This window comes from Mycolicibacterium novocastrense (assembly GCF_001570485.1).
Classification (GTDB): domain Bacteria; phylum Actinomycetota; class Actinomycetes; order Mycobacteriales; family Mycobacteriaceae; genus Mycobacterium; species Mycobacterium novocastrense.
Map to the genome: position 1 here is coordinate 35098 of NZ_BCTA01000105.1, position 23774 is coordinate 58871.

The 23774-nt window shown below is 67.4% G+C and carries 22 protein-coding genes; 12 read left to right on the plus strand and 10 right to left on the minus strand.

Going from position 1 to position 23774, the window contains the following annotated elements; all coding sequences use genetic code 11:
- Positions 1-74: 74 nt before the first annotated feature.
- On the minus strand, positions 75-1265 hold the full coding sequence (locus RMCN_RS30400) for a hypothetical protein (protein ID WP_084377908.1): 1191 nt from the start codon (positions 1263-1265) through the stop codon (positions 75-77).
- Between the two features lie 92 nt (positions 1266-1357).
- Here RMCN_RS30400 and RMCN_RS30405 point away from each other — a divergent pair, with 92 nt between their 5' ends.
- The 9 genes from RMCN_RS30405 (at position 1358) to RMCN_RS30445 (ending at position 7964) form a co-directional block, all read left to right on the plus strand.
- Positions 1358-2230 (plus strand): phosphoadenosine phosphosulfate reductase domain-containing protein, encoded by an 873-nt coding sequence (locus RMCN_RS30405; RefSeq protein WP_006246293.1) that lies wholly within the window; start codon positions 1358-1360, stop codon positions 2228-2230.
- Between the two features lie 69 nt (positions 2231-2299).
- Positions 2300-2707 carry a hypothetical protein gene (locus tag RMCN_RS30410; RefSeq protein ID WP_006246294.1) on the plus strand — a complete coding sequence of 136 codons (408 nt, stop codon included), beginning with the start codon at positions 2300-2302 and terminating at the stop codon, positions 2705-2707.
- 20 nt (positions 2708-2727) lie between these two features.
- Positions 2728-3171 (plus strand): hypothetical protein, encoded by a 444-nt coding sequence (locus RMCN_RS30415; RefSeq protein ID WP_006246295.1) that lies wholly within the window; start codon positions 2728-2730, stop codon positions 3169-3171.
- Positions 3172-3227: 56 nt separating this feature from the next.
- Entirely contained in the window at positions 3228-3734 is a 507-nt protein-coding gene (locus RMCN_RS30420) for a hypothetical protein (protein ID WP_067396943.1), read from the plus strand.
- 538 nt (positions 3735-4272) lie between these two features.
- The gene (locus RMCN_RS30425; RefSeq protein WP_067396945.1) at positions 4273-4821 is read left to right on the plus strand and encodes a hypothetical protein; all 549 of its coding nucleotides are present in this window, start codon (positions 4273-4275) and stop codon (positions 4819-4821) included.
- On the plus strand, positions 4818-5126 hold the full coding sequence (locus tag RMCN_RS30430) for a glutaredoxin family protein (RefSeq protein WP_005148588.1): 309 nt from the start codon (positions 4818-4820) through the stop codon (positions 5124-5126). The genes RMCN_RS30425 and RMCN_RS30430 overlap by 4 nt, the downstream gene beginning before the upstream one ends.
- A complete protein-coding gene (locus RMCN_RS30435) occupies positions 5111-5653 on the plus strand; it encodes a hypothetical protein (protein WP_067396946.1) in 543 nt (180 codons plus the stop codon). The genes RMCN_RS30430 and RMCN_RS30435 overlap by 16 nt, the downstream gene beginning before the upstream one ends.
- A 29-nt stretch (positions 5654-5682) precedes the next feature.
- Positions 5683-6012 carry a hypothetical protein gene (locus RMCN_RS30440; protein WP_005148586.1) on the plus strand — a complete coding sequence of 110 codons (330 nt, stop codon included), beginning with the start codon at positions 5683-5685 and terminating at the stop codon, positions 6010-6012.
- Positions 6009-7964, plus strand: a complete 1956-nt coding sequence (locus tag RMCN_RS30445; protein ID WP_067396948.1) for a DNA cytosine methyltransferase — start codon at positions 6009-6011, stop codon at positions 7962-7964. Before RMCN_RS30440 ends, RMCN_RS30445 begins: the two co-directional genes overlap by 4 nt.
- Positions 7965-8643: 679 nt before the next feature.
- Here the strand turns inward: RMCN_RS30445 and RMCN_RS30450 are convergent.
- Both RMCN_RS30450 and RMCN_RS30455 read right to left on the minus strand, forming a co-directional pair.
- Positions 8644-9174 (minus strand): hypothetical protein, encoded by a 531-nt coding sequence (locus tag RMCN_RS30450; RefSeq protein WP_005148583.1) that lies wholly within the window; start codon positions 9172-9174, stop codon positions 8644-8646.
- Positions 9175-9182: 8 nt separating this feature from the next.
- Positions 9183-9728 carry a hypothetical protein gene (locus RMCN_RS30455; protein WP_050950698.1) on the minus strand — a complete coding sequence of 182 codons (546 nt, stop codon included), beginning with the start codon at positions 9726-9728 and terminating at the stop codon, positions 9183-9185.
- Positions 9729-9971: 243 nt separating this feature from the next.
- Here RMCN_RS30455 and mobF point away from each other — a divergent pair, with 243 nt between their 5' ends.
- From mobF to RMCN_RS30470, 3 genes are all read left to right on the plus strand, one after another.
- Positions 9972-15854 (plus strand): MobF family relaxase, encoded by a 5883-nt coding sequence (gene mobF / locus RMCN_RS30460; RefSeq protein ID WP_067396950.1) that lies wholly within the window; start codon positions 9972-9974, stop codon positions 15852-15854.
- A 114-nt stretch (positions 15855-15968) separates the two neighbouring features.
- Positions 15969-16853: a DNA-methyltransferase gene (locus tag RMCN_RS30465; RefSeq protein WP_050950697.1), complete on the plus strand. Its 885-nt coding sequence runs from the start codon at positions 15969-15971 to the stop codon at positions 16851-16853.
- A complete protein-coding gene (locus RMCN_RS30470; RefSeq protein ID WP_067396952.1) occupies positions 16850-17962 on the plus strand; it encodes a hypothetical protein in 1113 nt (370 codons plus the stop codon). Before RMCN_RS30465 ends, RMCN_RS30470 begins: the two co-directional genes overlap by 4 nt.
- 120 nt (positions 17963-18082) lie before the next feature.
- On the opposite strand, the gene RMCN_RS30475 is transcribed toward RMCN_RS30470, so the two are convergent.
- The 7 genes from RMCN_RS30475 to RMCN_RS30505 form a co-directional block, all read right to left on the minus strand.
- Positions 18083-18658 carry a hypothetical protein gene (locus RMCN_RS30475; RefSeq protein WP_234787854.1) on the minus strand — a complete coding sequence of 192 codons (576 nt, stop codon included), beginning with the start codon at positions 18656-18658 and terminating at the stop codon, positions 18083-18085.
- A 458-nt stretch (positions 18659-19116) separates the two neighbouring features.
- Positions 19117-19458 carry a hypothetical protein gene (locus RMCN_RS30480; RefSeq protein WP_005148577.1) on the minus strand — a complete coding sequence of 114 codons (342 nt, stop codon included), beginning with the start codon at positions 19456-19458 and terminating at the stop codon, positions 19117-19119.
- Positions 19455-20267: a DNA adenine methylase gene (locus RMCN_RS30485; protein WP_005148576.1), complete on the minus strand. Its 813-nt coding sequence runs from the start codon at positions 20265-20267 to the stop codon at positions 19455-19457. The genes RMCN_RS30480 and RMCN_RS30485 overlap by 4 nt, the downstream gene beginning before the upstream one ends.
- A complete protein-coding gene (locus tag RMCN_RS30490) occupies positions 20264-21040 on the minus strand; it encodes a hypothetical protein (RefSeq protein ID WP_005148575.1) in 777 nt (258 codons plus the stop codon). Before RMCN_RS30490 ends, RMCN_RS30485 begins: the two co-directional genes overlap by 4 nt.
- Positions 21040-21834 carry an ASCH domain-containing protein gene (locus RMCN_RS30495; protein ID WP_005148574.1) on the minus strand — a complete coding sequence of 265 codons (795 nt, stop codon included), beginning with the start codon at positions 21832-21834 and terminating at the stop codon, positions 21040-21042. The genes RMCN_RS30490 and RMCN_RS30495 overlap by 1 nt, the downstream gene beginning before the upstream one ends.
- Entirely contained in the window at positions 21831-22502 is a 672-nt protein-coding gene (locus RMCN_RS30500; protein WP_005148573.1) for a hypothetical protein, read from the minus strand. Before RMCN_RS30500 ends, RMCN_RS30495 begins: the two co-directional genes overlap by 4 nt.
- A 31-nt stretch (positions 22503-22533) precedes the next feature.
- The gene (locus RMCN_RS30505; RefSeq protein WP_005148572.1) at positions 22534-23736 is read right to left on the minus strand and encodes a DUF1173 family protein; all 1203 of its coding nucleotides are present in this window, start codon (positions 23734-23736) and stop codon (positions 22534-22536) included.
- Positions 23737-23774: the final 38 nt, after the last annotated feature.

Sequence of the window (23774 nt, forward strand, 5' to 3'; positions counted from 1 at the left end):
GTGTGCCTCGACGCGAGGAATACCGTCGAAGGCAGTGATGGCCGAAGCCAGGCCGGGCGGCCGGGGTGAAAAAGTCAGAACAGGGAGTCGCCGTTGGCCTGCGCCCACAGCGTCTCGAACGAGGGACGTTGCTTGTCGTCGACCACCGCCGGAGCGACGACGAAGAGGTGCTCACAGTTCGCCGCCGCCGCAAGCCGGTGGCGCACGATGCGATCAGCACCGACATCGCGGCGGCCAGGAAGCTCGGCCAGGCGGGCATTCATCTCGGCTTGTGACCCGCACGCCAGGCGGCGCACCGACCGCGCCGTGACTCCCCTACGGCCCTCACGACCAGCCGGGGTGACCCGGCGCACCTCATACACTGCGAACTCGGTCTCATCCATCAGCCGCTGGAAGGCCACCTCGACCTCGACCAGTCCGGCCTCGGAGATCATCTGGGCGACACTGCTTCCCGCGATGAGGGTCTGGCGTTCGTTGAGTCGACGCGACACCGCCTCCATGAACATCGCCTGCGCGCCGGCCAGCGGCTCCCGGCGGTAGCGCTGCACCATATTCTCCCGACCCGCGGCCGTCGACATGGCATACACACAGAACGTGCAGCAGCTCTTGAACCAGGACGTCCCCAGTTTGGCCCGCACATACGCAGCGCACGCCTGACGATCCATCCCCAGCTCGATCAACGGATACCAGCCTGTGCGGCGTGAATTGTTGTACAGCCGGTCCTTGTCCGCCCGTCGCTGCTCACCGGCCTCGAAACCGATGACGTGCCGGTAGGGCTGCCCACCGGTGACCATGCTGATCACCGGATCCAGCGCCCACCCCTTCGCGTGAACCGAGCACTTGCGGGCTCCGCCGAGCTGAGGAACCGTGCCAGCAGTGATCATCTCGGTCGACAGGCGGTAGGCCCCGTCGATGTGCAGACGCTGCGGGCAGCTCGAGTCGTCCAGGATCACCACCCCGTCCCCACTGGTCGTGGTGGTCCGCTCGGACCGCGCACATTGGATGTAGCGAATCCCGAGGCGGCGAAAGATCGGCAACATGTAGGTCTCGACATCCTGTGCAGTCGATGCGAATTCGTCACCGGTCATCGCGGTCACGACCACCATGTCGGCCAGGTCGAAGTCGCGGGTCTGCGGCTCGGTCAACCACCGCAGCAACAGGCACGTGCTGTCCAACCCAAGCCCGTAGGACACCACCACCGACGGACGCCCAGCGTCGTCGCCGATCCCTGGAATCTGCAACTCCGCTGCCTGTGTGCCGGACACCGGTACCTCCAAAATCTTCCTTAGTGGGTGGCTTTAGCCTACCATTGATGGTAGGCTAAAGCCACCCACTAAGGAAGGATCGACAGCCCGCCATGACCGCCACCATCGAGGGCCACCAGGCAACCGTCACCGCCGCTGACGCGCCCGACTTGTGTTGCTACGACATCATCTTGGTCAACTCCAGCGCCGGAAAGGACTCCCAGGCCAGCCTCGATGTGGTAGTCGCCGCGGCTCGCCAGGCCGAAGTCCTGGACCGCGTCGTAGTGGTGCACGCCGATCTGGGCGAGGCCGAGTGGGACGGTGTGCCCGACCTCGCCGCCGAGCACGCCGCCCACTACGGCCTGCGATTCGAACTGGCGCGCCGCGAACGCGACGGATCTCTGTACACGATTCTCGACCACGTTCAGCGACGCGGACTTTGGCCCAGCGCGTCCCAGCGTTGGTGCACATCGGATTTCAAGCGTGGTCCGATCCGCAAGGTGATGACCAAGCTGGTCGCCGAGCTGCGCGAGGGCGGCCAGATCACCGGCCGCCCCGTGCACCTGCTCAACGTCATGGGCCTTCGCGCCGAGGAGAGCAGCGCCCGCGCCCGCCGACTGGCCTACTCCCCCAACACCTCGGCCTCCAACGGGCGACGCCGCGTTGATGACTGGTACCCCATCCATCACTGGTCCACCAGCCAGGTCTGGGAACGGATCCGCGCCGCGGGCACCCGTCCCCACCGGGCCTACGTCGAAGGCATGTCGCGCCTGTCGTGCCGGTTCTGCGTCTTGGCCTCCCGCGCCGACCTGGTGTGCTCAGCGCGCCTGAACCCCACGCTGGCCCGCCGCTACGCCGACGTCGAAGCCCAGACCGGTCACCGATTCCGCGCCGACCTGTCGATGGCCGACATCATCGCCGAATCCCACGCCGGTCAACAGGGTGCCTTCATCGCACTCGCGGACCTGCATCCCATCCGGGCATGACCGCACCCAGACAGGAGCTGCCATGCCCGCGAACATCATTCACCCACCACGAGAAGGAGACACCCAATCATGAGCAACCACATCGAACACGGACACGCCCGCGGCGCCCTCTACACCCTGCGCCAAGCCGACATCCACGAAGCCGGCGACTACCACGAGCAACAGCACCGGCCCGACGAACGAACCTGCGCGCCGGTGTTCGTCCTCGACCTCACCAACGAAAGCGGCGACGGCCTATCCCTCACCGGCAGCCGCCGCGAACTCGTCGAATACCTCGAACTCGTTACCACCCACGTCAAACGTGAAACCGACCCTCTGCCCGCGCTCGACCGCGCGCTGGCGCAACTGGCTGCGCTGCGCGCACAGCGAGCCGCCGCCTTGCTCACCGCCGACGAGACAGCCCTCGACCACCTCGACGACCAGCGCGCCCGACTCCTCGAGGACGTCGCGGCTGCCGCCGAAGCCGTCAACGACTGAGCCCGCCGAAGGAGCCCACCATGACCACCCCCGCCCCAGTCCTGCCTGCCATCCCCGATGACACCCTGCGCGAGCTGCTCGGCGCCTACTTCGTCGCCCGCGACGACCTCTACGAAGCCGAGGCCAGAGCCGGGCACGACGATCTCAATCCCGCCATCAGTCGACAGGCCGTCATCGACCTCGCCGACGAGCTGGTCGCCCACTTCGTCCCCGACGTCGCCGCCCGCTGCGCCCTGACCGGCGAGGACCCCACCGACCTGGCCTACACCGGCCCGACGCTGCCCAGCCCTGGCGACCCCATCTCGGCCATCCAGCCCGGTGTTGGCCGCCTCGCCGGCACCGTCGAGGCCGTCACCGATCGCGGTGTCCTCGTGCAGTGGCACTACACCAACCTGCTGCCCATCACCTACCCGCGCCGCCAGGTCGTGCCCACCGCATTGGGATGGCACATTCGCCGCACCTGAGACCACGCCGACACGCAGCAAGCCCAAACACCCAACCGCACAAAGGAACCCACACCATGGCCATCTCCGACCGCTTCGCCGACAGCGTGCGCCACCACTTCAGCAACCCGCCGCACGACTGGTCCGTCTGCAAGCTCGCCACCCGCCGATGGGCGATCGTCAACACCGCCGACGACGTCATCAGCACCCACCCCACCCGCACCGCCGCCGAGCAGAACCGCACCGCCGGCCCCTACGTGCGGATCTGGACCGACCGCACCGCCTGGTACCTGGGCACCAGCACCGATCCACGCTGCCGCGCACTGACACCGGACGAACTGCGCATCATCGCCACCGTGCTCATCGACCTCGACCACCCCGACGCGCCGGCCGCCTGCCACCGCGCCTGGCCCGACGCCGAGTTCTGCGACCTGTGCGACCTACCCCTCCGTGGGCACAACCGGCTCTGCCCCCGCTGCGATCACTGTGCCACCCGCGGCTGCACCAACCCGCTCGACGACGGAGAAGGATTCGACGGCTACTGCGGAGACTGCGCCGACCGCCGCGACCACCTCTACACCTGACCTCGCCATCACCGCGCTGACACACGGCGGGACGTATACGCCGGTTCACCCACGCCCCACGCCCGACGTACTCGACCACGACACCGAGGCCCGTTTTGGCCAGGCCATGTCCGTTCCACCGCCAACGGGAAGGGGCGGTGCTGCACCCAGGCCCAGCCGACCGACCATGTTGGCCGCGCCGGGCGAACTCGCGACGCGCGATTGCGCATCGAGAGGCACCACAAGGCCGAGGTGAACACGAGGTGGTAGCGAATTGTCGCTGCCCTCCGTTCCCGAGGGGGTGACCGAAGTCGAGGCATTGAGAGCAACGGTGGCCAGGCTGACGACGGCCGTGAACCCGGACACCCCATCCGGGCCGGGAACGCGACGATTCCACGCCCTGCGCACGCGACGCACATCCACGGCAACCCTCCGTGATTCCTCCCCCGGACAATCCCAAACATTTCTGGCGTACAGACGATTTCCCCCGCCAACTGGGTGGCTAAACCCTCCCGTTCGGTGGTAGGCTATAGCCATCCACTCCGCGAGAGGAACCCCGATGCCCGAACCGCAACCGCTCACCCGCACCGTGGCGGCCTACCACGACCACGGGCGCCTGCTGTGCCCGACATGTACCCAGGCGGCGATCCTGCCGATCACCGAAGGCGCGGAGTACGACGACACCGAGCACGTCCTCGATGTCGTTGCCCAGGAGCGCCGCATCGACCGCGCCGCAGTGGCCAGTGCCGTTTTCCCGACACCGATTCCGGCCGCCGAAGCCCTCAATCAGACCTGCACCGAGTGTGAGGCGCGGCTACTGGAGGGCGACTACTGGACGCTCTACCACGCGGCCCTGGACGCCATCGCCGCCGAAGCCGACTCCGTTGAGGCGCTCATTGCCGTGCTCAACCACTTCTACCGGCCCGAGTCCGGAGCGGCGTTTCACCCCGGCGGCGCGGACCGCGATCTGTGGAATGTCCTGCGCTGGGAGCGCAGCGACTGGACGACGGCCTGGTCCAAGGCCAGCTACTGGTACGCGATGCGCGACAGCCAGGGCAACACCTTCACCTTCACCGAAGGCGACATCGATCGAGGGTCGCAGCCGTGATCGACACCGAAAGCACCCACCTCAACGAGCAAGACGGAGAAACCGCGATGACCATCACCCTCTACACCAAGCCCGGATGTGTGCAATGCCGCGCCACCGCCCGTCAGTTCGACAAAGCCGACGTGCGCATCGACACCATCGACGTCTCCGCCGACACCGCCGCCGCACAACTGCTGGCAGACCTCGGCTACCGCAGCGTGCCCGTGGTCATCGCCGACGGGCAGTCCTGGGCCGGTCACCGGCCCGACCGCGTGGACGCGGTGATCCGCCAGCTGGCACAGGCAATGTCATGCCCGCACCTCTGAGCGCAGAGCAGCGCCATCTCATCGCCTTCGTTGCACGCTCCAACGGAACCATGCTGCTGGAGGCCATGATCGACGACCGCGCGATGCGGGCTCTACTCGCCAGGGCCGGAGGAGCCTCGGGACCCACCGCCCCCGACGGCGCCCCGGACTGGATGACCAGCTATTGGACCGTCGCCGACAAATTCGTCAGCCCCGGCCAAGACAACGTTCGCGTCAGAGTCACCGCCGCCCAGGTCCGCAACCTCGGCCGCAGCCTGCCCCCCGGCCTGCACGCTGAGATTCGCCAGTGTCTCGACGCCCACAGCGCCGAGCGCGCGCGCACCCACCAATGGTGCTACTGCCCCTACGCGCACACCGCCCCCAACGCCCACAGCGGGCCCTGCACCCGCCACCACCCCAGCGACGACGAGGACGCCGAGCACCGCCGCCGCGCCGCCGAACTGCGCACCTGGTCGCAAACACTGCTGCGCCAAGCCCTCCACCCCGCTACTGCCGTCCAGCTCGATCTGTTCGCCAACCTCCGCTGATAACCACTGCCACCAAAGGACACACTGCGATGACAACCACCCCTTGCCAACAGCCGCCCACCACCGTCGAAATCGACTCCGGCGCTGGCGTTCCGGTCACCGTCGACCTCGGCACCGCAAACGAATACGGCGACTTCGACGAAGCCGCATACGAAGGCAACCTCTATCTGACCATCAACGGGCGCCTGTACGGCTCGCTCTACATCCGCCACGACGCGGACGCCGGGCACCCCACCATCACCCTCGGCCAGTACGACCCAGCCGCCCAGCAGTGGGAGCCCCGAAACGAGATCGGCCCGGAGGCATCCGACGATGCCACGCCGGTCGTCACCGCCACCGATGCGGCGGTGAACCGATGAGCGCGACCGCTGAGCACCGGCCCGCCACCCAGCGCCGCCGGTTCGCACACGACGACCTGATCGCAGTCGACCTGTTTTCCGGGTTCGGCGGTTTCACCCAAGGCGCCAAGCGGGCCGGTTTCACCACGATCATGGCCGCCAACCACAACCGCTACAAGGTCGAGGTCCACGAGGCCAACCACCCCGACGCCGAGCACTGGATCGCAGACCTCGTGGACCCCGAGTCCTCGAACTACCATTCCGCCCGGGAGTTGCCCGCTGCCGACCTCCTGCTCGCCGGCGTCAGTTGTGTCAACCACTCCCAGGCCAACACCCAAAAGGCATACGAGCAAGGCCTGTCACTGTTCGACCTCGACGACCCCGAGTTCGATGCCAGCGTCACCCGATCCGAGCGTGACCGCGCGACAGCCAACTGTGTGCTGCACTACGCCGCGCAGCACCACCCACGCCTGATCCTCGTCGAGTGCACCACCGAACTCACGTCCTGGGGACCGGCGATCCCAGGCAAGCGCAATATCGGCGACGGGTCCACCTACCGCTGGTGGCTCAAACAGTTCGAGAACCTGGGCTACAAGTACCGAGTCCTCTACCTCAACAGCATGTTCTTCGGTGTGCCGCAGTCGCGAGACCGCCTGTACATCGCGATGTGGGACCGACGATTGCCCACACCAGACCTCGACCACCGCCCGGCCGCGTGGTGCACGCTCTGCGACGGTGTGGTCGAGGCAGTGTGGACCTGGCGCACCGGGGTGCCTCCCACCGGCTCAGTGCGTTACGGCAAGCAATACGACTACCGGTGCGAGCGGTGCCGCGCCGTGGTGACTCCGCCGATGACGCCGTCGCTGGCCGCGCTCGATCTGACCGACCTTGGCACCCGTATCGGTGAACGTAAGAAGCCGTTGGCCCCGGCCACGATGGCTCGTGCCGAGCGGTGCCGCCAACGGTTCGCCGAGTTCCCGGCGGTCCTCATGCCAGCCAAGGCCGTGCACGGATCCGAACGTCACCCGTGGCAGCCACTGGCCACCCAGACAAGCCAGCAAGAAACCGCCGTCCTGTCGACCGGTGCCCTCATGGCCGCCGCTGGCAACACCTACGAACACCCAGGATCAGACTGCCGCAGTCGCGATCTCAGTCAACCGTTGTGGGCGCAGACCGCGACCAACACCACCGGGCTGCTCACGCCACCGGTCGCGGTTACTGGCCAGACGCTCGCCGCGCACCGCCACAACGGCGACGGCAAGCACATCACCCAGCCGATGGACACCGTCACCAGCACCCACGAAAAAGCCGTCCTGCTCGGTGTCGCCAACTTCCAGGGCATCGCCCGCGGTGCCAACGAGCCCCTGCCCACCCAAGGCGGCTCCGAGACACTGGGCATGGTCTCCAGCGGCGTCCTGCCCTTCCGCCGCAACACCGTGCCCACCGCACACGCCGAACCGATGCCCACCATGACCTCTGACCAGATCCCAGGCGTCCTCACCGCAGCCGGTGTCATCAAGAACAACGGCTCGATCGACGAGGCCAAGTACCGCGCACACCCGATCAGCGATCCGCTCGGCACCACCGTGGGATCGGCTGTCACGCAGGGTGTGTTGTTCTCGGGCTGGTACAAGCAGAACGGCAGCCACGGCACCGAGACCGCCCCACACCCGGTAACAGATCCCTTCGGCACCCTCACCTCGCGCGACACCACCGCCGTGCTCACCGCCCAGTGGCGCGCAGTCCTCGCCGACCTGACGCTCGAGGACTGCTACTTCCGGATGATGGCCGCCCACGAGATCGGACGAGGCTGCGGCTTCGACGTCGACTTCGCCGACTACCAAGGCACCTTCGTGGTCTGGGGAAGCGCCCGCAACCAGGTCGACGGATACGGCAACGCCGTCTCCCCACCAGTCGGAGAATGGATCGGCACACGATTGCGCGCCGCACTCCACAGCGAGGCCGCCGCCTGAAGCCACCCGGCCGGGTGGGGGTGTGCTCCCCCCACACCCCCACCCTCATCGCCCACTGCAGGAAACCGAAAGACCAAGCGCCATGAAGTACTTCGACGTCGCAACCAGTGAGGCGCGCCCTGGCCCGGCCCTGGGCCAACGGTGCGCGGTTCATACCCCACGCCCGTCTGGGCGCCCCGCACGCTTCCCGCGCGCGCTCACCGGACGGGCGCTGGACTCCCCGGCGGATTCACCGAACTGTCGATGCACCGCCAATGGCGCACCGGCGCACGCGACGGCCGCGTCGCCCTGGCGGGCGCCGGATGCCCGCCTGGCGGCGGGCGCGTCCGTAGCCCCTCACCCCCTCACCTGTCAGCAGGGGCGCCCAGCCTAATCGGTCGGGGCCCCCGACCGGTCAACCCACGCCCACACCGGGCTACGCGGGGCCGAGTGACCTTTTCGGCCCTATCGACCCGCCGAGATGCAGTACGCCGGCTACTACTTCGCCGACGCGGAAGCGATCATCGCCCAAACCGGCGCAGATCCCGACGCCTGACCAACCCGCCGAGCTGGCCCGTCCCCACCAAGGGGCGGGCCAGCTCACTTCTTGTCCGGCCACCCAGCCGTCAAGAATCGAGCCACGAAGAAGCGACGGGTGCGGATTCAAACTCCGCACCCGTCGCTGAAAAGCCGTTCGGGCTCACCACAACCGTGGCTGCGTCCCGAGCATCGCCGCCTCCACCGCGGCCGCATCCCACCCCGACCGCACCGCCGCCCGCAGTGCCAGAGCCCGTTCGCGTCGCGCTCTTACACCCGCGCCCCGCGCGATCACCGTCGGCCGGCCACCACCGCGGCCCCGCGCCGCCATCTGCTCCATGTTCTCCTGCTGAGTGCCCGCCATCACGTGTGCTCGCACCCCGCCACGAATCTCCTCGGCGGTCACCACCCGCACGCACAAAGTCACGTCGCACTCGTGCAGCGCACGCACATCCCCCTGTAGCGGTTCCCCCGCCTGCGCGGACGCCAGCGCATAGCGCGGTGGCCGTACCATCACCGGGTGCCGCCAGCCGCTGCGCCGCAACGCGAAACGCCCGTATCCATCTGTTCCGATGGCCCCGGTCCACAGCCAGCAGTCCTGCCGCCCAGGACCGCGCACCACGTGTGCAAAAAACTGCGCGATCTCGCTGGCATGACGCACCGGGTCGACCACTAACTCGCGGCCCTGCCTCATCCGAGTCGTCAGGCGCTCAGTGCCTCGGTGGCTGGATCCACCGCGGCAGCCTCTTCGCTCACCGGCGACGGATCACCAACCGGCGCTGCGCTATCCGCGCCGCTGCCCGCGCCTGTCGCATCCTCACCCTGCCCGCCGGCCTCGTCCTGTCCGCTGTCGGCCAGACGCAACAGTTCTCGCACCCGCGCTTGGGTCTGACCACTCTGCGCTGCGATACCGGCGATCGTTTCGCCATTGGTCCGCAGCACCTTCGCCGCAGCCCCGGCCGCCCGCCGAATCGTCGTCGCCTTCTCCTGCGCGCTGCGCCGAACCCGCTCCAGCCGTTCGTTCAACTCGCGCTCGATCCGAGCGATCTGCTCGGCGGCCCTGGCCAGCGCCGCCTCTTCATCCTTGGCTGCGGACTGCTCGATGTGCTCCAGCTTGTCCAGCTCGTCCAGGAACTCCTTGAGCGACTGGACAATCGCCCGCTCACGCGCCTCCCGCTCAGCATTCGCCCGGCGCCGCGCCTCCAAAGCCCGTTGCAGATTCCCTGATTTCTTCGTTGCATTTCTCATGCTTGCGGACTGTAACCAGCCCTGCTGACGTAATCACCCTCCCAACTCCCCCTCCCACCATCACCTTCCGTCACCGCCCAAATCCCAGCCCGCACCCCTTCCCACCAGCACCTCCACCTATCAGCCCTGGTTTTGTCCCACACACCTCTTGCACTGAGGTCACGAAACGGTAACGCCGGTTGGGCGGCAGGGGGTGTCGCAGGCTTGGGATCGTCATCACCGCTGCCTAGCGTCCGAGCCGTGATGGGCATTCACAAGTTGACTGCCGGCACCGGATACTTGTATCTGGTGCGGCAGGTGGCTGCCCATGACCGCACCCACACCGGACCCGACTCCCTCGGGGACTACTACTCCTCCAAGGGCGAGACACCGGGCCGCTGGGCGGGGCGCGGGCTGGCCGGATTGGCCGCCGCGATGGAGCATCGCGCTCACACCGACCAAGGCGCCCAACTATGGAACGTCGAGGCCGGGTCCGAGGTCACCGAGGACCAGATGAAGAATCTTTTCGGCCTCGGCGTCCACCCCAACGCGACCCCGCTGGCGCGGCACCTGATGGCTCAAGGCGCGACCCGCAACGGTGCGCTGGCCGCGGTCAAACTCGGCCGCCCCTTCCACGTCAACGCCGGGGAAACCGCTCTGCAGCAACGGCTTGCCGTGGCCTTCCGCGACCACAACATCAGTCAGGGCAAGCACTGGAACGCCCCCATCGATGAAGAACTGCGGGCCGCGATGCGCACTCGTATCGCCACCGAAATGTTCGAAGAAGACCACGCCCGACCCCCCGCCGACGAACGCGAGCTGACCGGATACATCGCCCGCGGCACCCGCCAGCTCACCACCTCAGTTGCCGGCTACGACATGACCTACACCCCGGTCAAAAGTGTGTCCGCGCTCTACGCGCTGGCCCCGCTGCACATCGCCGAGATCATCGAGAAGTGCCACACGCGCGCCGTCGAAGACGCGCAGAACTTTCTGCAGGACCACGCCGCATACACGCGCATCGGCGCGCAAGGCGTTGCGCAGATCGACACAGATGGCTTCATAGCCGCCCACTTCCTGCACCGTGACACCCGAGCCGCCGACCCCGGACTGCACACCCACGTCGCAGTGTCGAACAAGGTTCGCGCACAAGGAACCGACGGAATCTGGCGCTGGTATGCCCTCGACGGCCGCCCCCTCTACGCCTCCACCGTCGCCGCCTCAGAGCTGTACAACACCCGCATTGAGGCATACCTCGGCGCCGAACTGGGGATGCGGTTCGCCTCCCGCGCACACACCCCCGACGGCAAACGCGAAGTCCGCGAAGTCGTCGGAGTCAATCCCGAACTGCTCGAACTGTGGTCCTCTCGGCGGGCCGCGATCGACGCCGAATACGCCGTGTTGGCCAAGAAGTTCCAAACCGAGCACGGCCGCGAACCGACCACACCCGAGTCGATCGCGCTGTTCCAACAGGCCACCCTTTCCACCCGCGCCGCCAAGCACGAACCCCGTTCGCTGGCCGAACAGCGGCAGGAATGGCGCGCCCAAGCGATCGGACTTCTCGGTGACGAGCAGGCACTCAACGCGATGCTCGGGCGCTGCCTCAGCGGCCGCGCCCGCACCGCTGCAACCATCACCTCCGACTGGCTCACCACCCAGGCCCAGCGCGTCATCGCCGTCGTTTCCCAGTCACGCTCGACCTGGCAACGCACCCACATTCTGGCCGAAGCACTGCGTCTGACCCGGTCCACCGAGCACGCCAACACAGACGGATTAGCCGAACAGATCGCCGACATCGCACTGTCGGAACCGTTGAGTATCCGCCACGCCAGCAGCCCCGACACCGACCTTGGCGAACCGGCAGTGCTGCGCCGCAAAGACGGCACCAGCGTCTACCGGCTGGCGGGCAGCCAGACCTACACCAGCGCCGAAATCCTGGCCGCCGAAACACGCATCCTGGCTGCCGCCACCCTCACCGACGGCCGTCAAGTCGATCCCATCGAGGTCGAAATGGCGCTGCTGTCCGAGGCCGCGCACCGCCGCGAACTCAACGCCGGCCAAGCCGAACTGGTCCGCCAGATGGCCAGCCGCGGTCAGCGAGTCATGCTCGCGCTGGCCCCGGCAGGGGCCGGGAAAACCACCGCGATGTCGGCGTTGGCGCGGGCATGGGAGAGCACCGGTGGCACCGTGATCGGGCTGTCCCCCAGCGCAAGTGCAGCCCAAATCCTGCGCGACGAAATCGACATCGACGTCGCCGACACCGTGGACAAGTTCAACTGGCTGCACAACAACCCGCACGCCGATGCAGGCGATCCCGCCCGCGAATGGTTCGACCGTATCGACCACACAACCCTTCTCATCATCGACGAAGCGGGCAAGGCCGGCACCCTCGCACTCGATGCGGTGATCTCAGCAGCGCTGGCCCGAGGTGCGTCGGTGCGGCTGATCGGAGACGACAAACAGCTGGCGTCGATCAGCGCCGGCGGCGTGTTGCGCGACCTCGCCCACAGCAGTGAAGCCATCACCTTGTCGCAGGTGATGCGGTTCGCCTCCCCCGCCGAGGCCCAGGCCGGGCTGGCGATGCGCGAGGGCGACCCCTCGGGCATCGCCTTCTACATCGACCACCAGCGAGTCCATGTCGGCACCGACGCGATGGCCCTCGACATGGCGTTCGACGCCTGGCGCGAGGACAACGAACAGGGCCACCACTCCCTGCTGTTGGCGCCCACCCACGACCTGGTGACCGAACTCAACGAGCGTGCCCGACTGCACCGACTGACCACACTGGGCGACCAAGCACCCACCAGGGAAGCCGGATTGGCCGGTGGTTCGCGCGCCAGCGTGGGCGACATCGTGTTCACCAAGAAGAACGCGCGGATGCTCACCGTCGGCTCCAACGACTTCGTTCGCAACGGCTATCGGTGGGAAGTCAGCGCCGTGGAACCCGACGGATCACTGACCGTGACCCACCTGGAATCCGGAGCCCACCGCCACCTTCCCGGCGACTACGTGCGGGCTCACGTCACCCTCGGATACGCCGCCACCATCGACAGCGCACAGGGCGCCACGGCCCGCCACCGCTGCCACACCGTCGGTTCTGACCGGCTCAGCCGCCAGCAGATCTACACCGCGCTGACCCGCGGTGTGCGCGAAAACCACATCTACTTCTCCACAGCGGAAAACGATCCCCACCGCATCCTGACCCCGAAGGCAACCCACCCCGACACAGCCGTGGACGTGCTCACACGTGCCCTTGGCCGCGACGCCGCCCAGGTGTCGGCCACCTCACTGCAGCGCGAAACCGCCGACCCGCGCCGCCGACTCTCAGCCGCCGCGCACATGTACAACCACGCCGTCGGGTCGGGGGCCGAGCAGCTGCTCACCCCCGCCGAGCATGCCGCGCTCGACCGGCACGCCGAGGAGACTCTGCCCGGACTGACCACGGCCGCTGCGTGGCCGGTGCTGCGCCAACACCTGTCGCTGATCGCCGCCAACGGCTACAACCCGCTCAAGCGGCTCACCGCTGTGGTGCGCGCCGGCGGCTTCGATGACGCCGCCGATCCCGCCGCAGTGATCGACTGGCGACTCGATCCATCCGGTTCGCATTCCGGGGGCACCGGGCCGCTGCCGTGGCTTCCGGCCATCCCCTCACGGCTGCGCGATGACCCCCGCTGGGGCCCGTATCTGAGCCGCCGCGCCGAACTGATCTGCGACCTCGACACCGCCGTGCGCGACGACGTGGCGGCCTGGACAGCGGCCACCGCACCCCGCTGGGCGCGACCCATCGTCGGCCCCGACGCCACGCTGGCCGCCGATCTGGCCGTCTACCGGGCCGCCACCGACGTCGATGACGCCGACACCCGCATCGCCGGAGCCGAGCAGTATCCGGCCCGTCTGCGCGCCGCCCAACACCGCCTCGAGAAGCGGGCCGCCACCGTCGTCGGCGCCCAGATCGGCCACCGCCGCTACAACGAACTGGTCGACTCCATCAACCCCCACATCCGAAAAGACCCGTTCTGGCCACAGCTGGCCACCCACCTCGCCGAGGCCTCCCGCACCGGAGTCAACGTCCAACAACTCGTCCTCACCGCCGCCGGCGAACGCCCACTGCCCGACGACCTTCCCGCCGCGGCCCTGTGGTGGCGGCTGTGCGGAACACTGTCGCCGGCCATCGTCGAGACGGCCCACAACGGGCTGCGCCCAGCCTGGCTGCCCGAACTGCACACCGTGTTCGGCAGCGCCCTGGCCGAGACCATCGCCGCCGACCCAGCATTCCCCGCACTGGTGTCGGCCATCGCGGCCGCAGACCCTCAGCGGTGGCAACCGCTGGATCTGCTGCAGGTCGCCGCCGAGCACCTCGCCGACGCTGACGCCGCACTGACACATCACCTTCGACCCGACGAGTACGCCCGCCTGCTCACCTACTCCATCGACCTGTTCACCACCGACACCCCCTACGACCACGACATCCCAACACCCGAGCACCCTCCGCTCAGCGACGAGGAATACGAAGAACTCCAACACCTGCACCCCGACCCCGAACGCCCCCACCCGGCCGCCGATCCCCTTGTGCTGACCGACGCGCTGTCCGACCCAGACGTGCTTGCCGCCGCACTCGGCTTCCATGACGACCTGCCCGCCGACCCCCACCAGGACCTGTCGCTGGCCCCGCCCGACGATGAGTACGCCGCTCCCGAGGACTACATCGACTTCGATTCTCTGTCCACCACGAGACCCGCTCCGGCCGCCGCACTGGCCGCCGCACAGGTCGATGTGCGCGCCCTGCGCGAGCGGTACGAAGCGGCCCTGGCCGACTACGAGACCCTCGCCACCCAGGTGAGATCCACCACCGGAGGCCCCGCCATCGAGGCCGCAGGCACCCGGATCACGGCGATGCGGGCCCGCGCCGACGCCGACCGGCCCTACCTGGCAGAGATTGAATCCGTCCTCGACCGCTGGCACGACGACGACGAGACCTACACCAGCAGCCTGGCGTTGATCGACGCCGCCCAACGCGACTACGACACACTGCGCACCGACGCCGACAGCGACCCGCTCGACGTGGCCTCGGCCGCCCAGCACCTCAACTGGCTCAAAGAGACAGTGCTGCCCAAGCACACACCCGCCCAACGTTGGTACCCGGCGCTGCGGGAAGTCACCGAACGCCGCGAGGCCGCCGCAGGCGGCGCAGACAACATCATCACCCACGCCGACGTGGATGCGCTGCTGGCGCAATGCCGCGCCGAGGACGACAGACTCCTCGGCGCCCGACGTGCCGAACTGCGCCGCCAGCTCGACCAACTACTGACCGCCGAATCCGCCGCTTCGCGCGCCTTCGCCGAGGCCCAGATGCGCACCGCCGATCACATCATCGAACAACTACCCCGCATCACCACCGAACTGCGGGTGCTCGCCGCCGCCGGCCACAACACCTTCCAACCCCCCCTGCGCCTCGACCGCGAAGCACTGGCCAAGCTGTCGGCCGGCCCCGCGTTAGCGTCCGTGGCGGCCAACCCCTTCGCCGTCACCGCCGTCACCGCGACCGACCGCGCCGAACTCATCCCCCAGATGGCCGTCCTAGCCGACGCCGCCGCGGCCAACAACCGCCACATCATCTGGTCGGCTCCCCACGACGTCCTCAACGACCCGCACACCGCAGCGCTGCACCCCGAGACGGTCGACGCCGCCACACTTCGCTTCGAGCCCGCCACCACAACACCGGGCACCATCGCCGTCGTCGACCACGCCCAACGGTTGACGCCCACCGAGATTGCCGACCTCGCCGAGAGTGCAGTGAGCGCAGACGTCCGCCTGGTGCTCATCGACACCGACACCCGCCAATGGTCGGCCGCACCGTCGGCGCCGCTGCTGCGCCTGCTCAATAAAGACCTGCCCTGGTCGCGCACTCTCAGCGCCGACCACACCATCCGCAACCACCCCGTCCCATCCGAGTCCCCCGACCTGCAAGCCGCCCTCACCCAGGCCAGCGACCTGGACCCACAGCAACACACCCCCGAGATCACCGCCGCGCTGACCGAATACGAACGCCTCATACAGACCCACCGCAGCGCCCACGGAGTACACGACCGACTGCAAAGCATGAGCGGCGACACCGACCGCGCACTCGGCCGCAGCCGTGCCCAGTGACACGTACGGCCTTTTTCCTTGCGGGGGCTGAGCTGCGTAAACATGGCGAAAGCGGGCAGCGGCGTCGGGCGCGCCTGCCGGGTGGTGTGGGTAGGGCTGGCTTAGTATCCGGCTATGGCGACGCGGGTTCGGTTGGGTCGGATGCTTGCTCAGAGTGTCGTCCAAGGGGACGCCGCCGACCTTTTACCCGGGCTGCCGCCCGGCAGCGTAGACCTGTTCTTTACGTCGCCGCCGTACGCCGACGCCCGCGCCTATAGTCGGATCCACCCGGACCACTACGTGGAGTGGTTTCTGCCCTACGCCGAGAAAATGCTCACCGCGACAGCGGAAACGGGCAGCCTGATCGTCAACATCAAGAACCGCGTGGCTAATCGCGGGCCGTTGCGCGGCCAGCGGCACCCGTATGTCTATCAGCTCGTGCTGTCGCTGCAACAGATGGGCTGGCGCTGGATAGAGACCTACATCTGGGCCAAACCCAACGCCGTACCGGGCCGCTTCGGACCGCGCACCAAGGACTCGTTCGAGTACGTCTATCACTTCGCACGCGGGCCGCGCCCGTACTTCGATCTGGACGCCGTGCGCGTGCCGTACAAGGCCGACGCAGCCGAGATTGCCCGCCGCGACAGAGACCTGAACGGGCGGCGCAACACCGCAGCCGGATTTGGCAGAGACCGCACGAAAACCTATCTGCGCGGCGGTGCCGATCCGGGCAACGTCGTCTCGGTTCCGCAGACGTACAACCAGCACAAGGGCGTAGCGCACACCGCCGCCATGCCAGAGGGACTGGCAGAGTTTTTCATCCGCTGCGCAAGTCCGAAGGGCGGCCTAGTCGTTGACCCCTTCGCCGGTAGCGGGACGACCGTGGTCGTCGCACGCCGCTACGACCGGCAGGCGCTCGGTTTTGAACTGCACAAAGAGTTCGCCGTAGAGGCGCGTCGTCGCATTGCCGCCGACGTTGCCGACGACCCGCCCGCTGTGCTGCACGCAGTGGGCCAGTGACCGCGATAGACGACACGGTTGCGGCGGTCGCTGCTGCCGACACGTGGGACAAGCGCGTCAACGAAATTCGGCGCATTCCCGAGCGGCACGGCACCCAAGAGCATCAGCGCATCTACGCCGATATTGCGCGCGCGCTATACGTGCCGCACCTAACGCCGGACTTCGCTTACGTCCATGACGCGCCCTTCTACGACGATTCGTACTTCGATGAGGTCTATGTCGCGACGGTGGCCGCCACGGACGGATTCACCAAGGTGAGCGCGGACGAGCTCCGCGGCGTGCTGCTGGCCGACGCGCGCACGCTGCTCGTGTTACGCACGATTACCGGGCTCGTGCGCAACGAGTTCGCCGAAGCAGCGGCCATCATCGCGGCGCGACTCGACATGCCTACTGCCGCGATTGCGGGCGGCAAGGTGGACTCTGCCGAGCGCAGCGGCACCCCGTTGACAGCAGAACAGGCGACGGTCGTTGCCGCGACTATTGACGCGCTGGTGCGCCGCGAACTGTTCGCCGAACCGCCGCCCGGACTGCACAGCAAGCAAGACAAGTTCGACACTCGCGACGGCTGGGCGAGCGTTCACGGCCTGGCGACTGACGGCGTGCCGTATCAACGTCTGCTGCATCAGCGTCACTACGGCGGCATGTTCCGGCAAGTGCTGGACGCAACATCAACGCTGCGCGGTGATCTGCTGGAGGACGCCAACGAGGCACTGTTGCGGGACGTCGGGGTGCCCTACATCCGCACCGGCAGTCACAACCAAGGCGACATTGAGGCGCGATTCCAGCTCACCGTCAGACCCGCGCCTGACTTCGTAGTGTTCGACAAGTCCAACTCACTCAAGGCCGTGATCGAGTGCAAAGGGGCCAACGACGGCGGCACGGCCCGCGACAAGGCCGCGCGGTTCCAGCGGTTGCGCGCCGAGGGTACGCGGTTGGGCGGCGTGCCGGTGTTCGCGCTGCTGAGCGGGATCGGCTGGAATCGCGTTAACGACACCCTGGGGCCGGTGCTGCGCGACACGGATGGGCGCGTGTTCACGCTGGAGACACTGCCCGAGATGTTGGACGTTTCGCCGTTTCCGACGCTGCGCGGTTTGGTCACACCCGAATAGCTCCCCGTGTATCGGCGCAACTGGCTAGGGGTGTCTTACCGCATGGACGCGCTGACCCCACACTTAAAGGCACCGTCTGACCCTCGAACATCAGTGTTCGGTGTGTGTCCCACCCCGAACTCACGACGCGTGCACCACCGGAACGGTCGCGCCGACGAGGTTTCCTTTGCTGATCGCTTCCGCCAATAGTGCCGGCGCGCCCTGCGACGCGTCGTCCTGGAGGCCGACGTCGCCCGCGAAGATCCACACCGCACCGACATCGAAGGCCGCCTGTGTCCAGTCGGGCAAGTTGTCGGGCAGATGGTCGAGCAGCACCAACTGTTGGCCAGGATGGGCCTTGTCGTTGAGCAGTACCCGGCCCCGGCCGGCGGTGTCGAGTTCGATCGCGCACGTATTCACGACAGGGCAGGGCTGGCCCGTTTCCAACAGGAGGTCGAAGCCCTGCTCAAGAAGCAGCTGTGTCCAGAGGTCTTCGACGTCACCGGTACGGTGCAAAGCAGTCACACCGCTAGAGCGGTCGATCACCAGCCCCGCGCTATAGCCGGAGGGAGTCGGCCACAACAGCTGCAGGCTGGTGACGTCCTCGCCGCGCTCCCAGTCGGTGCGCGCGGAAATCGGCAGGGTCGTCGAAATGACCTGCGACTGCATGCAACGGCCGTGGGCAAACTTGATCACCGGCGGTCCGTCGCCGGTCACCACGACGACGTTGGTGCGCTCCCGCGTCGCCTTTCCCGGTTGACCACAGCTGAAACAGTTGTAGTCCTTCGACGTACGGCTCACCGTCATGATCGCGTCGCGGCCGAGGAAGTCCGCGACGTCGCGCGACCACTTGACGAACGTGCTCACGGCAGCGCGCCGCGCGGCCCCCGTCGACCCGCCCCCGTCTCTTCTCGCTCACGCTGTTGTTCTCCCACCACGACAACCACTGAAGCAGACCGGCCCGACAAAATCCTGCCCAACTTCGCCTCCCCTTCGAGCTCGCCGCCGCAGGCGATGCAACATTTCATAGTGGCACCTACGCCGTGAGTTGCTGCTGCACGTCACGCACCATGCACACACACACGCAACACACAATGTGTCCTACAAGTCGAAGGCAACTCGACGCGCCCACCCCCAGGCTTAAACCCGGGGTCTCGATTCCGATTCGGAGTACCTTACCGAGGTCGGATGTACTCCCACTCCACCCGACGTGGCCCCAGGCTGATGGCTCGCACCACGCCCTCGCCGGCGAGGCTTCTCAGATGGCGGTAGATGCCTGCTCCGGAGTCCTGGGAGGAGCGCGGGCGACGCACAACGTGCCAGTTGCCGTGGCACTCAACCACTTCCAACGTTCTTGTGCGGCGTGGGGCCAGGCAGACCAGTTCGCAGCCGAGGTCCAATCGCTCGGTGTGCCACGGCAGCATTCTGGCCAGCGTCGCGCTGCTGATCGGTTGGCCAGCCTCCCGCAGCAGTTCGAGCAGCTGAGCCCGCAGTTGGTAGGTCTCGGCCCGCGTCACGACGTCTCCTTGCCAACCGTGGCGGCCGCGACGTCGAACAGCGGCTGCTGGATCGGTGGCGGCCGGTTCGACCACAGCAGCACCGGATGCCCGGACTGGACGGTCAGCGCGGCCTGTGCCCAGCCGGGCGGTGCCGTCATCTCGACTTCGGTGTGGTCCACTCGGACCACCGCTGCCGCTTTGGTTTTGGACAGCGCCGACAGCAGAACGTCGGGTCCGGGGCGAAAGGCCGCACCGGGGTCGGCGCCTTGGGCGTCGTACAGGTTCGCCCGCAGATCGGCGTAGAAGCACACACCGCGGTGGCCGCCGAGTGCTTCAACGACCTTGACCGCAGGCAGGCATTCCAACGTGACTTCCCTCATGCGCTGCGCCAGCGCCTCGATGTCAGTGTGCTGTCGACCGCGTCGTATCCCTCGCCATTGTGGGCGCAATCGTGCAGACCCGTCGGCGCTTTGGCTCAGCCGCACCCACACCCGGCGGGCTTTCTCAAGGTCGTCGATGCCAAGGTGGGAACCGCTACCGCGGGCGGTGTCGAACTCGATGCGGCTGACCGGGGTCAATGCGCACGCGCGCCGCAGATCGTCGGGGCGGTCGCGCAACACCCTCCAAAACGTCACGATGTCCAGGCTGGTGTCGTTGATGGTTTCGGCAGGGCTGGGGGGTTTGTGCAGCAGCACCTCCAATCCCCCCGACTGCAGCTGCACGTAGTGGGTGTGGGTGGGCAGCATCCCGGCGATCCGGGCGCCGGCCTCCTGAGCGCCCGCGCTCCGTTCGGCCAGCGGGGAGACCACTGCGGTGTCTGCTCTCATTGGGCGACGGCACTGTCGACGGCGGCCTCAGCACAGTCCAGTGCTACTCCGGGTCGGGGCTGACGTCGTTCGTCGGTGTTCTGCCGCATCGGAATCAGCAGTGCAAGACCACGCCGAATGCTGCCGTCCTTACGCTTGCCGGTGGGGGTGCTCAGCCGTCGCAGCCACCCTCCCGGGCTGGGCTTCTCGTCGTCGATGAGCGCCGCGAGCGCGACCACCAGTGCCATGAGTTCGTAGCGGTCGGTCTGCTGCAGGCTGTGCCACAGCTCGTCAGGGCTCCGATCATGAACATCCCCCACGACCCCCAAGGCTTTGCGGTACAGCCGGTGGCACTGGTTGATCCGCGCATCGCTGAGCGAGTACACCAGCGGCACCGTCCCCTGCCCCAGCAGGTGGCGTAGTTGGTCGGCAACAGTAGACCGATCCAGCAGCAGCCCCGCACGCACCACCGCCTCGTCGGGCCAGTAGTCGAAGCGGCGCCGATGCGGATCGCTTTGGCGCCAGCCGTCGGATTCGAACTCCTCACGGTGTCGGCGCAGCACAGTCAGTACCGCCCGAGGGTGCACACCGTAGAAGCTGGCGACATCAGCCAAGTGGTGTGGCCGGGGACGGTGTTGCGGGGCAACGTCATCGAGTACGTCTACGATCCGGCTCAACATGTCCCGTTTGTTTCGGTCGCGTTCCTTCTGGTGGTACTTGGCCTGCAGTAAGCGGTCGGCCTCGGTGCGCAGCGGCCCGCCACGGTCGCAGCCGTAGTCGTGGTCGTCGTCCATCACACCTTCCCCTCTCGTGTGCTGCGATACACCTTCGGATTGATCAGTGCCGACCAGGAAACCTGTTGCAGGCCAACGAACCCGCGTGCCCCACCGCGCCACGGCCGGCGGGCCAACCGGACCGGTGATTCGAACACCCAGTGATACAACTGCCGGGTCTTGCGGGTGTTGCCCCACGGGGCGCAGCAGCCACGGGCTCGGTGAACGTCAACGAGCACCGCGGCGCCCAGCCAGCCCTGCTGGGAGGCGTGGAAGTCCATACACTGCAAGCCGTGTCGCCCTCCCAGCTCGACCCCGGCGTGATCGAGGCGAGCCCCTGCGTAGATCAGAACCGGGCCTCGGTAGGAGGTGGTGTCGGTGCGGTTCTCGACGTTCTTGCCGCCGGCCGGCGGGGGGACCATCAGCATCGACGCCCACGGTCGGCGCAGCGTCAACCCCATCGCATGACCCGGCTGACCCACCGGGTCCTCGGGGGCCTGTGCGTAATCACAGAGCACGTTGCCGATGCCGCCGGAATCAGCCATCCCGCAGGAGCATCCGGGGCCGTGACCCCCGCAGCGGTCACGAAGGGTCAGCAATTCCTCGCTGCGACCGGCCAGACGCACCGCAAAGTGCACGGCGGCAGCCCAGCGCTGCCCGGCGGTGCGGTGGTGGTCCTGCCCCGTCCCGGCCAACAAGTCGCCAGCGTCGAGGGCGCGGGCGATCTGGCGAAACGTCGCAGCGTGGTCCTCAGCCCAGGGGCTGTCATCGCAGGCCAGACTGATCGGCCCGCGCGCCATGTTCATGATGGTCATCGCGGTCCCCCGAGCGGCAGGCGGATCGTGCGCGTCGTAGCCTGATGCGCCGAGATCAGAGCAGCCAGTTGGGCGACGTGTCCGCTCATCACAGTCAGCAGATGCGCCAGTGTGTCCGCGGTCGTCCCCATGCCCCGCCGCCGGCGAAACGCCGTCGGGCTGGTAGCGCCGGGCGTGACGGCGTCAAAGCCCTCGGCGTGGACATCGGTGATCTGCCATCCGTAATCGTCGGTCAGGGTCACCGCCGACCAGTACGCCCGCCGCACCTCGGCGCAGGGCTGCTCACCCACCACCGACGGCAGATGCCAGGGCTGGATCGCATCGTCGGGGTGCGCTCTGCCAGCGGGCATGTGCAGCCGCAGGCTCGCATCGACCTGACGAAGGACGGCGGCACGGTCGTCGGGCGGCAGGTTGACCAGCTCGGCCAACAGCCCGCCGACGTGGACCTCCAGGACGGGTTGTCTGCCACCGCCGTCACGCTCGGCTCGCACTGTGTGCAGTCGGCCCCGCTCATCGCGGACAGACCATCCGTCTGGGCCGAACTGTTCGACCAGCCATCCGTGATTGACCAGCCTCGACATCGCCCAGTAAAGGCGATCCGTGAGACGGTTCGATTCGCCCGTCGCAGCGCGGCAGTCGCCGTCGATCAGTTGCGCGGTGTGCGTCACGGTGGTCCCCTCTCTGTCTAGCTGCGGTGTCTCAGGACGTTGGTGAGGGCAGATCCGGCATGTCTTCGTCGGTACGCCAGTTCCACACCGGCAGTCCGGCTATCGCCGCCGTATCACCATCGGCTTGTCCGGCAGGACGGTCGATGAATGCGGCTATCGCGGGAGTGGTGTCGGTGAAAATCAGGGACGCCATCGCTACCGTGCCGCCGTTATACGACAGCACTTTTCGGAACGATCGGTCCTCGTCGATGGCGGTATTGAGCAGGGTGCGGTCGGCGTCGCCGGTGAACGGTAGCCAGTTGCGATCGGTCGTCATCAGTGAAAGGTGTTCGACGTTCGCGTATCCGGCCCGCGAAACCGAGAAGGTGCAGATCGCTAGTAGCCGCACCTCGCCCGCTTCGGCCATGCGCCACATTTCGAGTTCGGTGGCGAACCGCTTGGTGAGCTTGCGGTACAGGTCCTCCTCAAGGAACCAGGGGTGCCCCGGCTGGTGGCGCACCTGCACTTTGAAGCCATGAACGGCTGGCTCGATTGCCTTGATTTCACCCACCCCGATCAACAACTTGGTGGTCTTCCCTGGCTGACGCCGCGCCGGCGCCCATGCTCTAATCCGACGTTGCTCGATCTCGGTCTTGCGGTCGGCCGAAAAAGGCTCGGGCACGAACAGCGACGTGGCCAGTGGGCTCTTGCGGACGAGTTTGCCGTCCACGGCTGCTCGCAGACGCCGGTAGACGACCGCCCAGGAACGGTGCCCGGCGTAAGCCGCGTGCCAACTAGTCAGTTCCGCCTCGTCCCACAGGTAGTGCAGCACAGCACGCAGCGATAGCTTGCTGCCGTCTGCCTGGACCGTGTTTGACAGGGAATCGGAAGGCTCAGGAGCGGCCCGATTCCCGGCCTTCGACAGTGAAAACCCGAGCCGCAGCGCCGTTGTGCCGTCCGCAGGGTTATCGACGATTGACCGCTCAGCAACAGCTCCGTAACCCGAAAGCTCACCGGGAGGCAGCCAGGAGCGACACCGATGGTCATGCCAGCCCGCCGTTCCGGGCATCCGTTTGACGATGAGGTCGTGTCCAGCGGCGGCGATGTACATCTCAACCCCTGGCGACTGGCACAAGCACAGCGGTCGCAGCCGCGCAGCTTTCGCTCGACTCAATACCTGTTGGGCCGTCGCAGCGTGCACATCGTCAACTAGGCTGCCGGCGACGTCAAACGTAGGTGGTATCGGCATGGTCATCGCCCATCGCCTCCTAGTCGAATGCTTTGCTGGGTAAC

Bases quoted from the DNA above. Each gene is read 5' to 3' on its own strand.
- RMCN_RS30405 (WP_006246293.1), top strand. From the start codon at position 1,358: ATGACCGCCACCATCGAGGGCCACCAGGCAACCGTCACCGCCGCTGAC.
- RMCN_RS30410 (WP_006246294.1), top strand. From the start codon at position 2,300: ATGAGCAACCACATCGAACACGGACACGCCCGCGGCGCCCTCTACACC.
- RMCN_RS30415 (WP_006246295.1), top strand. From the start codon at position 2,728: ATGACCACCCCCGCCCCAGTCCTGCCTGCCATCCCCGATGACACCCTG.
- RMCN_RS30420 (WP_067396943.1), top strand. From the start codon at position 3,228: ATGGCCATCTCCGACCGCTTCGCCGACAGCGTGCGCCACCACTTCAGC.
- RMCN_RS30425 (WP_067396945.1), top strand. From the start codon at position 4,273: ATGCCCGAACCGCAACCGCTCACCCGCACCGTGGCGGCCTACCACGAC.
- RMCN_RS30435 (WP_067396946.1), top strand. From the start codon at position 5,111: ATGCCCGCACCTCTGAGCGCAGAGCAGCGCCATCTCATCGCCTTCGTT.
- RMCN_RS30440 (WP_005148586.1), top strand. From the start codon at position 5,683: ATGACAACCACCCCTTGCCAACAGCCGCCCACCACCGTCGAAATCGAC.
- RMCN_RS30445 (WP_067396948.1), top strand. From the start codon at position 6,009: ATGAGCGCGACCGCTGAGCACCGGCCCGCCACCCAGCGCCGCCGGTTC.
- RMCN_RS30450 (WP_005148583.1), bottom strand. From the start codon at position 9,174: ATGAGGCAGGGCCGCGAGTTAGTGGTCGACCCGGTGCGTCATGCCAGC.
- RMCN_RS30455 (WP_050950698.1), bottom strand. From the start codon at position 9,728: ATGAGAAATGCAACGAAGAAATCAGGGAATCTGCAACGGGCTTTGGAG.
- mobF (WP_067396950.1), top strand. From the start codon at position 9,972: ATGGGCATTCACAAGTTGACTGCCGGCACCGGATACTTGTATCTGGTG.
- RMCN_RS30465 (WP_050950697.1), top strand. From the start codon at position 15,969: ATGGCGACGCGGGTTCGGTTGGGTCGGATGCTTGCTCAGAGTGTCGTC.
- RMCN_RS30485 (WP_005148576.1), bottom strand. From the start codon at position 20,267: ATGAGAGCAGACACCGCAGTGGTCTCCCCGCTGGCCGAACGGAGCGCG.
- RMCN_RS30490 (WP_005148575.1), bottom strand. From the start codon at position 21,040: ATGGACGACGACCACGACTACGGCTGCGACCGTGGCGGGCCGCTGCGC.
- RMCN_RS30495 (WP_005148574.1), bottom strand. From the start codon at position 21,834: ATGACCATCATGAACATGGCGCGCGGGCCGATCAGTCTGGCCTGCGAT.
- RMCN_RS30505 (WP_005148572.1), bottom strand. From the start codon at position 23,736: ATGACCATGCCGATACCACCTACGTTTGACGTCGCCGGCAGCCTAGTT.